This window comes from Neisseria sp. P0024.S006, assembly GCF_051956595.1.
Classification (GTDB): domain Bacteria; phylum Pseudomonadota; class Gammaproteobacteria; order Burkholderiales; family Neisseriaceae; genus Neisseria.
In genome coordinates this window covers 135,306-147,191 of sequence record NZ_JBQCXH010000001.1, presented here as the reverse complement: position 1 = coordinate 147,191, position 11,886 = coordinate 135,306, and the positions used below count along the sequence as shown (strand labels likewise).

Annotated in this window: 10 protein-coding genes; 7 read left to right on the top strand and 3 right to left on the bottom strand. The window is 48.5% G+C overall.

Annotated features, from left to right (window positions below; all coding sequences use genetic code 11):
- The first annotated feature begins 11 nt into the window (after positions 1 to 11).
- The 7 genes from gshA (at position 12) to ACTHUF_RS00660 (ending at position 9,434) form a co-directional block, all read left to right on the top strand.
- Complete coding sequence (gene gshA / locus ACTHUF_RS00690) at positions 12 to 1,370, top strand: glutamate--cysteine ligase (protein WP_315094897.1); 1,359 nt, start codon at positions 12 to 14, stop codon at positions 1,368 to 1,370.
- Between the two features lie 101 nt (positions 1,371 to 1,471).
- Positions 1,472 to 2,542: a magnesium/cobalt transporter CorA gene (gene corA / locus ACTHUF_RS00685; protein ID WP_049349460.1), complete on the top strand. Its 1,071-nt coding sequence runs from the start codon at positions 1,472 to 1,474 to the stop codon at positions 2,540 to 2,542.
- Between the two features lie 117 nt (positions 2,543 to 2,659).
- Complete coding sequence (locus tag ACTHUF_RS00680; protein WP_049349458.1) at positions 2,660 to 3,142, top strand: acyl-CoA thioesterase; 483 nt, start codon at positions 2,660 to 2,662, stop codon at positions 3,140 to 3,142.
- Between the two features lie 127 nt (positions 3,143 to 3,269).
- Entirely contained in the window at positions 3,270 to 6,041 is a 2,772-nt protein-coding gene (gene gyrA / locus ACTHUF_RS00675; RefSeq protein WP_440406688.1) for a DNA gyrase subunit A, read from the top strand.
- 64 nt (positions 6,042 to 6,105) lie between these two features.
- Complete coding sequence (uvrC, locus tag ACTHUF_RS00670; protein WP_440406686.1) at positions 6,106 to 7,947, top strand: excinuclease ABC subunit UvrC; 1,842 nt, start codon at positions 6,106 to 6,108, stop codon at positions 7,945 to 7,947.
- A gap of 27 nt (positions 7,948 to 7,974) precedes the next feature.
- Positions 7,975 to 8,724, top strand: coding sequence for a type I 3-dehydroquinate dehydratase (gene aroD, locus ACTHUF_RS00665; protein ID WP_315094907.1), 750 nt, complete (start codon positions 7,975 to 7,977; stop codon positions 8,722 to 8,724).
- A gap of 134 nt (positions 8,725 to 8,858) precedes the next feature.
- On the top strand, positions 8,859 to 9,434 hold the full coding sequence (locus ACTHUF_RS00660) for an acetate uptake transporter (protein WP_440406683.1): 576 nt from the start codon (positions 8,859 to 8,861) through the stop codon (positions 9,432 to 9,434).
- 77 nt (positions 9,435 to 9,511) lie between these two features.
- Here the strand turns inward: ACTHUF_RS00660 and yfaE are convergent, their stop codons facing one another.
- The 3 genes from yfaE to nrdB all read right to left on the bottom strand — a co-directional run bounded on the left by yfaE (position 9,512) and on the right by nrdB (position 11,459).
- Positions 9,512 to 9,811, bottom strand: a complete 300-nt coding sequence (gene yfaE / locus ACTHUF_RS00655; protein WP_314552610.1) for a class I ribonucleotide reductase maintenance protein YfaE — start codon at positions 9,809 to 9,811, stop codon at positions 9,512 to 9,514.
- A 61-nt stretch (positions 9,812 to 9,872) separates the two neighbouring features.
- Complete coding sequence (locus tag ACTHUF_RS00650; RefSeq protein WP_314552612.1) at positions 9,873 to 10,250, bottom strand: DUF6979 family protein; 378 nt, start codon at positions 10,248 to 10,250, stop codon at positions 9,873 to 9,875.
- Positions 10,251 to 10,325: 75 nt separating this feature from the next.
- Positions 10,326 to 11,459, bottom strand: a complete 1,134-nt coding sequence (gene nrdB / locus ACTHUF_RS00645) for a class Ia ribonucleoside-diphosphate reductase subunit beta (protein WP_314552614.1) — start codon at positions 11,457 to 11,459, stop codon at positions 10,326 to 10,328.
- Positions 11,460 to 11,886 lie beyond the last annotated feature (427 nt).

The window sequence follows — 11,886 nt, the reverse complement described above, 5'->3', positions numbered from 1 at the left end:
AGGTATAGAGAATGAAATTACCGGTTCTGGCTCCTGAGTACCTGACTCAATTTCAGGAATTCGAGAGAAAAATTCTTGCCAATCATGCCAAAATCGAAGCATGGTTTCGTTCGCATTGGAACGAACACCGTCCGCCGTTTTATGGTTCGGTTGACATCCGCAATGCCGGTTACAAAATTTCATCTATCGATATGAATTTGTTTCCGGGCGGCTTCAATAATTTGAATCCAAACTTTATCCCGCTGGCGGCGGTTGCCGCGCAAGATGCGGTACAGCGTGCCTGCGAAACGGCCAAATCTGTATTGATTATTCCTGAAAACCACACACGTAACACATTCTATCTGCAAAACGTTTACGCCCTCAGCGAGATTTTGCGTTCGGCAGGATACGAAGTGCGCTTGGGTAGCTTGAATCCTGAAGTGACTGAGCCAACCGAGTTTGAAACCGCATTAGGCGACAAAATTTTGCTTGAGCCTTTATTGCGTACCCGTGAGCGTGTACATCTTGCAGACGGCTTTTCGCCTTGCGTTGTTTTGTTGAATAACGACTTGTCCGCCGGCGTTCCCGATATTCTCAAAGGCATCAGCCAAACCGTATTGCCGCCATTGCACGGCGGTTGGACGACTCGCCGTAAAACTGAGCATTTCGGTGCATACAACCAAGTTGCCGCCGAATTTGCCAAGCTGATTGACGTCGATGAATGGCAGATTAACCCGTATTTCGAAAAAATCGGCGGTTTGGACTTCCAAGAGCGCGAAGGCGAGGACGCGTTGGCAGGCGCGGTAGAGCGCGTATTGGCGAAAATTCAAGCCAAATACGATGAATTGGGTATTACCGACCAGCCTTTCGTGATTGTCAAAGCCGACGCAGGCACTTACGGCATGGGCGTGATGAGTGTTAAATCCGCCGATGAAGTTCGCGGATTGAACCGTAAAAACCGCAATAAAATGGCAAAAGTCAAAGAAGGTTTGGAAGTCAGCGAAGTCATTGTCCAAGAAGGTATTTATACCTATGAAACCATGAACGGCGCCGTCAGTGAACCTGTCGTGTATATGATGGACCGTTTCGTCATCGGCGGCTTCTTCCGTGTACACGAAGGACGCGGCGCGGATGAAAACCTCAACGCCGGCGGCATGGTGTTCGTCCCGCTGTCCAACAGCATTCCCACCGGCAGCGGCGACAACTCCCAAGAAGCCCCCGAAGCCTGCAAACGCGTATTCGAACAATGGGATTCGCTCGGTATGCCACGCTCCGAGAAAGACTGCGACGTGGACAACGAACACAACCGCCTCTACGTTTACGGCGTAATGGCACGCTTGTCCTTACTCGCCGCCGCATTAGAGTTGGAACAAACAGCGCCTCAAGCCTAATAAAACATTAATCAATGTCATCAGGCCGTCTGAAAATCAGTTTTCAGACGGCCTTTTATGTCTGTACAATCCATTCAAACCAATAAACATGATTTCTTTTTATGAATAAACCAGCCAATCCTGTTGAGACAAACGACAATCTGCAAGAGCAGGCCATGCAGCGCAGCAATACGGATAATGCGCCGCGTTCTGCCATTCATCAAACCTTATATTCCGCCGATACCTTTGTTCAGCATGATTATCTTGCCGGAAAGGCTTTGCCCGATATTGCACACCCGCAAGAAGGCCAAATCAACTGGCTGCATTTTGTCGGCATCAACGATGCTGCTTTGCTCAAACACGCGCTTGAGCCTTACGGCATCCATGAGCTGGTTATTGAAGACATTCTCAGCCGCAAGCAGCGTCCGAAAATCGAAGACTACGGCAACTATGTGTTTACTGCCGCACAGGTTTACCATTACACCACCACAGGCAAGCTCCATTCCGACCAAGTGTATGTGATTATCGGCAAAGATTTTGTGTTGTCTTTCCAACAAAAACCGCTGGGCTTGTTCAGCCAGCTGCGCCGGCAGATGCACGAAAATCCGCACGACATTTTGAACAAAAACACAGCGTTTCTGGCGTATTGCCTGCTTGACCGCATTGTGGACGACTATTTTATCGTTTTGGAATCGTACAACAACCGTTTTGAAACCATAGACAAGTCCCTGTTTAAAAATGAAAACAGCGATATTCTCAGTAAGATTCACCGCCTCAAGCGCGATGCCGTCCGCCTGCGTCGAACGCTTTTGCCCTTGCGCGATGTGTTTTACCAGCTGGCCGTACGCGGCGATTTCGCCATTTTCAAAGGCGAATCGACCGTCTATCTGCGCGACGTGTACGACCACAATATGCAGCTTATCGAATCGCTTGATGCCTCTCGAGATATGGTGTTGAGCATGATGGACATTTATCTTTCTTTCCAATCCAACCGCATGAACCAGCAAATGCGCGTGTTGACGGTTATTACCATCATCTTCATGCCGCTGACCGTCATCACCGGCATCTACGGCATGAACTTCGACAATATGCCCGAGCTGCATTGGCATTACGGCTATTTCATGGTTTTGGGTGTGATGCTGTGCATCATCATCTGCCTGTTGATATTCTTCTCCCGTAGAAAATGGCTATGATCATGTGTGTCAGATTGAATTTTTCCACTCAAAAACGGTAGAATCAAAATTCCTTCAAAACATGCCGTCTGAAATAACAGGCGGCCTTAAAAACAAACCACTTCAAGAGGCCAAACCATGGAACAAGTACGCCAACTTCCTTCTCACGAACTCATCATGTCCGAACTGATGATGCCGGATACGGCAAACTTCAGCGGCAACGTCCACGGCGGCGAATTATTACGCCTGCTCGACCAAGTCGCTTATTCCTGCGCCAGCCGATACAGCGGCAACTACTGCGTTACCTTGTCTGTCGATAAAGTTTTGTTTAAAGAGCCTATCCATGTCGGCGAACTGGTAACCTTTTACGCCAGCATCAACTACACCGGCCGCACTTCTATGGAAGTCGGCATCCGCGTTGAAGCGCAAAACATCCGCACCGGCGAAGTGCGCCATACCAACAGCTGCTACTTCACCATGGTTGCCGTAGAAGACGGCAAACCGGTTGCCGTACCGCCATTGGAAATCAATACACCGCGCCAACGCTGCCGTTATGAAAAGGCCAAAAAACGCAAAGCGTTGAGCCTTCAGGCTTCCAACGAAGTTTCTTGCAGCCTTTAAATGATTGCTTAGAAAGAATAAAGGCCGTCTGAAACCCTGTTTCAGACGGCCTTCACGCAAAAGCCATAAACCGCTTGTTTTGTGGTAAAATCAAAAAGATTTTTGCCATAAGAAATTACAGATAATCATGACCGACGCAACCATCCGCAACGACCATAAATTTGCACTCGAAACCCTGCCTGTCAGCCTTGAAGACGAAATGCGCAAGAGCTACCTCGATTACGCCATGAGCGTGATTGTGGGTCGAGCCCTGCCGGATGTCCGCGACGGTCTCAAGCCGGTACACCGCCGCGTGTTGTACGCGATGCACGAGTTGAAAAACAACTGGAATTCCGCCTATAAAAAATCGGCGCGTATCGTCGGCGACGTTATCGGTAAATACCATCCCCACGGCGATACGGCCGTTTACGACACCATCGTCCGCATGGCGCAAGACTTCTCCATGCGTTATGTACTGATCGACGGTCAGGGCAATTTCGGTTCCGTTGACGGATTGGCCGCGGCAGCCATGCGTTATACCGAAATCCGCATGGAAAAAATTTCCCATGAAATGCTGGCGGATATTGAAGAAGAAACCGTCAACTTCGGCCCCAACTATGACGGCAGCGAACATGAGCCGCTGGTGTTGCCGACCCGTTTCCCAGCATTGTTGGTAAACGGTTCATCCGGTATTGCCGTCGGTATGGCGACCAATATCCCTCCACACAATTTGGGCGATACCATCAATGCCTGCCTGCGTTTGTTGGATGAGCCTGAAACTGAAATCGACGAGCTGATTAACATCATCCAAGCGCCCGATTTCCCGACCGGCGCGACTATTTACGGCTTGAGCGGCGTGCGCGAAGGCTATAAAACCGGCCGCGGCCGCGTGGTCATGCGCGGTAAAACCCATATCGAGCCTATCGGCAAAAACGGCGAGCGCGAAGCCATTGTAATCGATGAAATCCCATATCAAGTAAACAAAGCCAAGCTGGTTGAGAAAATCGGCGAATTGGTGCGCGAAAAAACGTTGGAAGGCGTATCCGATCTGCGCGACGAGTCCGACAAATCCGGTATGCGTGTTGTAATCGAATTAAAACGCAATGAAAATGCCGAAGTTGTTTTGAACCAACTCTACAAACTGACCCAGCTGCAAGACAGCTTCGGTATCAACATGGTGGCCTTGGTTGACGGCCAGCCGCGTTTGCTGAACCTGAAACAAATTCTGTCAGAATTCCTGCGCCACCGTCGCGAAGTCGTTACCCGCCGTACCCTGTTCCGCCTGAAAAAAGCGCGTCATGAAGGCCATATTGCCGAAGGTAAAGCGGTGGCCTTGTCCAACATCGACGAAATCATCCGTCTGATCAAAGAATCTGCCAATGCGCCGGAAGCCAAAGAAAAATTGCTGTCCCGCCCATGGCGCAGCAGCTTGGTTGAAGATATGCTCAGCCGCACGGATTTGGACCTGCACATGATGCGCCCTGAAGGCTTGCCTGAAAATTTGGGTCTGCACAGTCAAGGCTATTATCTGAGCGAATTGCAAGCCGATGCCATCCTGCGCATGAGCCTGCGCAACCTGACCGGCCTCGATCAGGAAGAAATTGTCGGCGAATATAAAAATCTGATGAGCAAAATCATTGATTTCGTGGATATTCTTTCCAAACCTGAACGCGTTACCCAAATCATCCGCGAAGAATTGACAGACATTAAAGCCAACTTCGGCGATGAGCGTCGCAGCGAAATCAATCCGTTTGGTGGCGATATTGCCGATGAAGACCTGATTCCGCAGCGCGAAATGGTCGTTACCCTGACTCATGGCGGCTACATTAAAACCCAGCCGACTACCGATTATCAGGCGCAGCGTCGCGGCGGTCGCGGCAAACAGGCAGCGGCCACCAAAGACGAAGACTTTATCGAAACCCTGTTTGTTGCCAACACGCATGATTATTTGATGTGCTTCACCAATTTGGGTAAATGCCATTGGATTAAGGTTTACAAACTGCCGGAAGGCGGCCGTAATAGCCGCGGTCGTCCGATTAACAACGTTATCCAATTGGAAGAGGGCGAAAAAGTCAGCGCCATCTTGGCCGTCCGCGAGTTCCCGGAAGACCAATACGTCTTCTTCGCCACTGCACAAGGCATGGTGAAAAAAGTCCAGCTGTCTGCGTTTAAAAACGTCCGCAGTCAAGGCATCAAAGCCATCGCGCTTAAAGAAGGCGATTACTTGGTCGGCGCAGCGCAAACCGGCGGTGCGGACGATATTATGTTGTTCTCCAACTTGGGCAAAGCCATCCGCTTTAACGAATATTGGGAAAAATCTGGCAGCGACGAAGCAGAAGATGCCGATATCGAAACCGAAAATGAAGATTCAGACGGCATGGATGATGAAAATGCCGAAAACGCATTGCCAAGCGGCAAACACGGTGTCCGTCCGTCCGGTCGCGGCAGCGGCGGCCTGCGCGGTATGCGCCTACCGACCGATGGCAAGATTGTCAGCCTGATTACTTTCGCCCCTGAAGCCGAGCAAAGCGATCTACAAGTATTGACCGCTACGGCAAACGGCTATGGTAAACGTACGCCGATTGCCGATTACAGCCGTAAAAACAAAGGTGGCCAAGGCAATATCGCCATCAATACCGGCGAGCGCAACGGAGATTTGGTTGCCGCGACTTTGGTCAGCGAAACCGACGACCTGATGCTGATTACCAGTGGCGGGGTCTTAATTCGTACCAAAGTTGAGCAAATCCGTGAGACCGGCCGTGCTGCCGCAGGTGTCCGCCTGATTAATCTGGATGAGGGCGAAACCTTGGTCAGCTTGGAACGCGTGGCTGAAGAGGCTGAAGATGAAGCCGCTTTGGAAAGCGATGCAGCTGAAAACCAAGTGGTAGAAACTGAAGATACTCCGTCTCAAGAATCTTAAACGTCAATGAAAAAGGCCGTCTGAAAAGTTTTCAGACGGCCTGCTTATTCCAAAAGAAAATCCCGTGAGCGCAACCGAACCGTTCGATTTACCTCTTTTTCTGAAAAATCTGCCCAATCTACCGGGCGTGTACCGTTTTTTTGACGAAGACAATAATGTTTTGTATGTCGGCAAAGCGGTCAATCTCAAGCGGCGCGTTTCCAGCTATTTCCAAAAAAACGACCATTCTCCGCGCATCGCATTGATGGTAAAACAGGTTCACCATATCGAAACCACCATCACGCGTTCCGAAGCCGAAGCGCTGATTCTCGAAAACAACTTCATTAAAGCCTTGTCGCCGAAATACAATATCCTTTTCCGCGATGACAAAAGCTATCCTTATTTGATGCTCAGCGGCCATCAATATCCGCAAATGGCGTATTACCGCGGCACGCTGAAAAAGCCTAATCAATATTTCGGCCCGTATCCCAACAGCAACGCCGTGCGCGACAGCATTCAGGTGTTGCAAAAAGTTTTTATGCTGCGTACCTGCGAAGACAGCGTATTCGAGCATCGCGACCGTCCTTGTCTGCTGTACCAAATCAAACGCTGTACCGCGCCTTGCGTCGGCTACATCAGCGAAGAAGATTATCGCGACAGCGTGCGTGAAGCCGCGACTTTCCTTAATGGCAAAACCGACGAACTGACACGCACCTTGCAACACAAAATGCAAACCGCCGCCGCGAATTTGCAATTTGAAGAAGCTGCCCGTTACCGCGATCAAATCCAAGCGCTCGGCATCATGCAGAGTAATCAGTTTATCGACAGCAAAAATCCGAACAACCCCAACGATATCGATTTACTTGCGTTGGCGGTTTCAGACGGCCTGGTCTGTGTGCACTGGGTCAGCATACGCGGCGGGCGGCACGTCGGCGATAAAAGCTTTTTCCCCGACACCAAAAACGATCCCGAGCCAAACGGACAAGATTACGCCGAAGCCTTTGTCGCCCAACACTATCTGGGCAAAAGCAAACCCGACATCATCATCAGCAACTTTCCCGTTCCCGATGCGCTGAAAGAGGCTTTGGAAGGCGAACACGGCAAGCAGATGCAGTTCGTGACCAAAACCATAGGCGAACGCAAAGTCTGGTTGAAAATGGCGGAGCAAAATGCACAAATGGCGATTGCACAACGCCGACTACAACAAAGCAGCCAGCAACACCGCATCGACGAACTGGCCAAAATCCTCGGCATGGATTCAGACAGCCTCAACCGCCTTGAATGTTTCGATATCAGCCACACGCAAGGTGAGGCTACTATTGCGTCTTGTGTTGTGTACGATGAACAAAACATCCAGCCTTCGCAATACCGCCGCTACAACATCACGACCGCCAAACCCGGCGATGACTACGCCGCTATGCGCGAAGTGTTGACGCGCCGTTACGGCAAAATGCAGGAAGCCGAAGCCAACGGCGAAGCCGTCAAATGGCCGGATGTCGTGTTGATTGACGGCGGTAAAGGGCAAATCGGCGTAGCCGTATCGGTATGGGAAGAACTCGGGCTGCACATCCCTCTGGTCGGTATCGCCAAAGGCCCAGAACGCAAAGCCGGTATGGAAGAACTCATATTGCCTTTTACCGGCGAAGTTTTCCACCTGCCGCCCAACAGCCCGGCTTTACATTTATTGCAAACCGTACGCGATGAATCGCACCGCTTTGCGATTACAGGCCACCGCAAAAAACGCGACAAAGCACGCGTTACCTCCTCACTCAGCGAAATCCCCGGTATCGGCAGCAAACGCCGCCAAGCATTGCTCACCCGATTCGGCGGCCTGCGCGGCGTGATTGCAGCCAGCCGCGAGGATTTGGAAAAAGTGGAAGGTATCAGCAAAGCCTTGGCGGAAACCATTTACGATCATCTGCACTGATTGGCTTGAACAGCAAAAAGGAACAATATGAAATCTGTCATCATCAAAAATATCGAGATCGGCAAAGGCCTGCCTAAAATTGCCGTACCGCTGGTGGCCGCCAATACGCAGGAATTGGCGCAGGCTTTGCACGTATTGAAAGAGACGGCTTTTGACATTATTGAATTTCGTGCGGATTTTTTTCAAGAGGCGCTTGATGCCGAATTTATTGCCGAGCAATTAGGCATTGTCCGACAGGCTTTTCCTGCCAAGCCTTTGCTGTTTACGTTTAGAAGGGCGCAAGAGGGCGGCAATACGCCTTGTTCGGACGACTATTATTTTGAATTATTGGAAAAAATTATCTGTTCCAAACAAGCCGATATTATCGACATCGAGCTTTTTGCCGAGGAAAGCGGCGTAAAACAAACCATTGCTTTGGCGCATGAGTATCAAGCTGCCGCCTTGCTTTGCAATCACGATTTTCAAGCCACGCCGTCTTTGGCAGACATTACAGGCCGTCTGAAAATAATGGCCGAGTGGGGCGCGGATATCTGCAAAATTGCCGTTATGCCGCAATCGCCGCAAGATGTATTGACTTTATTGCAGGCAACATATGATGTTTCACAAATTATCGACCGCCCGATTATTACTATGTCCATGGGTAAAACCGGAGTTGTCAGCCGCTTGGCCGGCTCGACTTTCGGCTCGGCTGTTACCTTTGGTGCAGCACAAAAAACGTCGGCGCCCGGCCAAATTGATGCCAACGAATTAAGGAAAATCTTGGCAATTTTGGGATAGTTTAATTATTAATATTCAAGGCCGTCTGAAAAATATTTTTCAGACGGCCTGATTTTTTTGAATTTATTTCTTTTAATTTTAAATAAAACCTGTAACAATGGGCTTCCTATTTTAATAACTAGAGGAGAAATAAAATGACTACTACTACTACTAAAGAAAACCTGGCGAACCCAGGTCCAGTAGGCTTGTGTGGCTTTGCATTGACAACTTGGCTGCTCAGCCTGATTAACGGCGGCTTTTTTACTGCTCAAGAGGGTGTCGGCTTAGTTTTGGGCATGGCTCTCGCCTTTGGTGGTATCGCCCAAGTTATTGCCGGTATGTTTGAGTTCAAGAAAGGCAATACGTTTGGCTTTACCGCTTTTATCAGCTATGGCGCCTTCTGGTGGACATGGGCTTTGTTTACCATCTTTTTTAAAGGTGAAACAGCCCCGGCATTTATCGGCTGGTATCTTTGCGCATGGGGTATGTTTTCGCTGATGATGTTTGTGGCCACCTTGACCAAGCCTAAAGTATTGAGCGGTATTTTCTTTTTCTTGACACTGACTTTCTTTGCCCTGGGCATTGGCGATGGCATGGAAAATCATAGCATCGTCCATATCGGCGGTTGCTTAGGCTTGGTAACTGCACTTGGTGCGTTCTACTTGGCAGCGGCAGAGGTCATCAACGAATCTTTCGGCAAGACGGTTTTGCCGATTGGCGAACGTAAATAAGGTTGCTTAAACAAAATGCCGTCTGAACAGTGGAAATGAAATTAAAGATTTCGGCCACAATGTTCAGACGGCATTTTTTATTTGTCTTCAAATAAATCGACATCAAATAAATCCGGCTCTTTGATGCGCTCACGACAATCAAGCTTGATGTCTTCAGTAACCCGGCAGCAGCACGGCAAAATTTCTCCGGGCGCGACAAAAGCGAGTGGAAAATTATCATAAGAGACTTTCCCATCCAAGATTTTAACCCGGCATGAACCGCAATAACCGCTGCGACATTGGTATTCAACTTCGTGTCCAGTGCGCTCCAAGCCCTCCAATAAGGTTTCGCCTTGTTGGAGTTGGAAGGTTTTGTCGTGTGTGCTAATGAGTACCATGTGTGTTTTAGGGCATAGAGGCCGTCTGAACAATGTTTCAGACGGCCTTAAATATATAAATTCAAATAATCAAGCCTTTTTCCCACAAGGCCAAAACGACATGAAGCTGGCTGTTATATTTTTTTTCATTACCCACAATTTCGCGCCAGAAAACGGATTTTTTCTGATTTGCCCATTCGGGATCATTTTTTAAAAGGCTGACCGCTGCAACGGCATATTCTCCGTTTTTGGAATGCTTGGTTTTGACTTTTTCCGGGTTGATTCCTTTAACCAACCCCGCACGACACAATCCCAAAAATGCATTCTTTGGGCATCCTTTTTTTCTAATTGACTCCTTGATGGGAAATGATGCCGCAATCTCTGTCCAAGCTTGTTCCATATCTTCATATTTAGAATATGATTCAACTGCTTTTACCGCAATGTCGCCATAAATCTTCATTTTTGGTTATACCTTGAGGATTGAAAAGAGATTTTCAGACGGCCGGTTACGCCCAAAGGCCGTCTGAAACGCGGTTTACAGCTCGAAATCGCCCAAATCGTCCGCGCTGACTTCCGAATCAATCTGACCGATTAAGTAAGAAGAAATTTCCACTTCCTGCGGCGCAACCTGTACATTGTCAGAAGACAGCCATGCGTTGATCCAAGGAATCGGATTTTGGGTCGCACCTTCAAATCCGGCAGGCAGGCCAACCGCCTGCATACGCAGATTGGTAATGTATTCAACGTATTGAGCCAAAATTTCTTTATTCAGGCCAATCATTGAGCCGTCTTTAAACAGATAGGCAGCCCATTCTTTTTCCTGCTCGGCTGCTTTTTTGAAGAGTTTGAAACACTCCTCCTGCAATTCATTCGCGATTTCCGCCATTTCAGGATCATCGGCACCGGCACGCATCAGGTTGAGCATATGCTGGGTGCTGGTCAAATGCAGGGCTTCATCGCGGGCAATCAGCTTGATGATTTTGGCGTTGCCTTCCATCAATTCGCGCTCGGCAAAGGCGAACGAACAGGCGAATGAAACGTAGAAGCGGATGGCTTCCAATACGTTGACGCACATCAGGCAGAGATAGAGTTTTTTCTTCAACTCGCGCAAAGATACGGTAACAAGCTTGCCGCCGATATTGTGCGAACCTTCTCCCAACAGATTGTAATACTGAGTGTATTCAATCAAATCATCGTAATAGCAGGCAATGTCTTCAGCACGGGCGATGATGTATTTGTTTTGCACAATATCATCGAACACGACTGACGGATCATTCACGATATTACGGATAATATGAGTGTAGCTGCGCGAGTGGATGGTTTCACTGAAGCTCCACGTTTCAATCCACGTTTCCAGCTCGGGAATAGACACCAAAGGCAAGAACGCAACATTCGGGCTGCGGCCTTGGATCGAATCGAGCAGGGTTTGGTATTTCAGATTGCTGATGAAAATATGTTTTTCGTGTTCGGGCAGATTGGCGTAGTCGATACGGTCGCGCGACACGTCGATTTCTTCCGGGCGCCAGAAAAACGACAGTTGCTTTTCAATCAGTTTCTCAAATACTTCGTATTTCTGCTGGTCATAGCGGGCGACATTTACCGGCTGACCAAAAAACATCGGCTCTTTAAGTGCGTCGTTTTTAGTCTTGGAAAAAGTACTATATGACATAGATAAATGTTCGCATGACATTGTAGAAATCCTTTAAATATAAAAAAACCAGCCCGCAGTTAAAAAACTGCGAACTGGTTATTATAACCGATTACCGTAATGGTGGTCGGCGAAAATGCTTGCGAACATGTTCGAAGTTGCCATTACGGAAACGACGATAAGCTCTTACAGGAACAGTTTTCCCGCGCATTCAAGCTCCCTTCGTAAAACACAAAGTGTATTTTTTATGTAGAAAACTAAACTCTACAAAAAATAAACACTTATATTGAGCTCACGAGAATTAGCTTGTACTAACCTTAAAATCGCAGTATCATTCGAATTCTAGCAATAAATCTAATGAAATCATACGATTGAGTTAGGTCTTTAGGTTTCTCATGAATGACCTAAAGAAATTTTTAACGTATTGGCGTACGTTAAAAATCTTTCA

Coding starts and splice junctions, on each gene's coding strand:
- gshA (WP_315094897.1), top strand. CDS start 12: ATGAAATTACCGGTTCTGGCTCCTGAGTACCTGACTCAATTTCAGGAA.
- corA (WP_049349460.1), top strand. CDS start 1,472: ATGAATAAACCAGCCAATCCTGTTGAGACAAACGACAATCTGCAAGAG.
- ACTHUF_RS00680 (WP_049349458.1), top strand. CDS start 2,660: ATGGAACAAGTACGCCAACTTCCTTCTCACGAACTCATCATGTCCGAA.
- gyrA (WP_440406688.1), top strand. CDS start 3,270: ATGACCGACGCAACCATCCGCAACGACCATAAATTTGCACTCGAAACC.
- aroD (WP_315094907.1), top strand. CDS start 7,975: ATGAAATCTGTCATCATCAAAAATATCGAGATCGGCAAAGGCCTGCCT.
- ACTHUF_RS00660 (WP_440406683.1), top strand. CDS start 8,859: ATGACTACTACTACTACTAAAGAAAACCTGGCGAACCCAGGTCCAGTA.
- yfaE (WP_314552610.1), bottom strand. CDS start 9,811: ATGGTACTCATTAGCACACACGACAAAACCTTCCAACTCCAACAAGGC.
- ACTHUF_RS00650 (WP_314552612.1), bottom strand. CDS start 10,250: ATGAAGATTTATGGCGACATTGCGGTAAAAGCAGTTGAATCATATTCT.
- nrdB (WP_314552614.1), bottom strand. CDS start 11,459: ATGTCATATAGTACTTTTTCCAAGACTAAAAACGACGCACTTAAAGAG.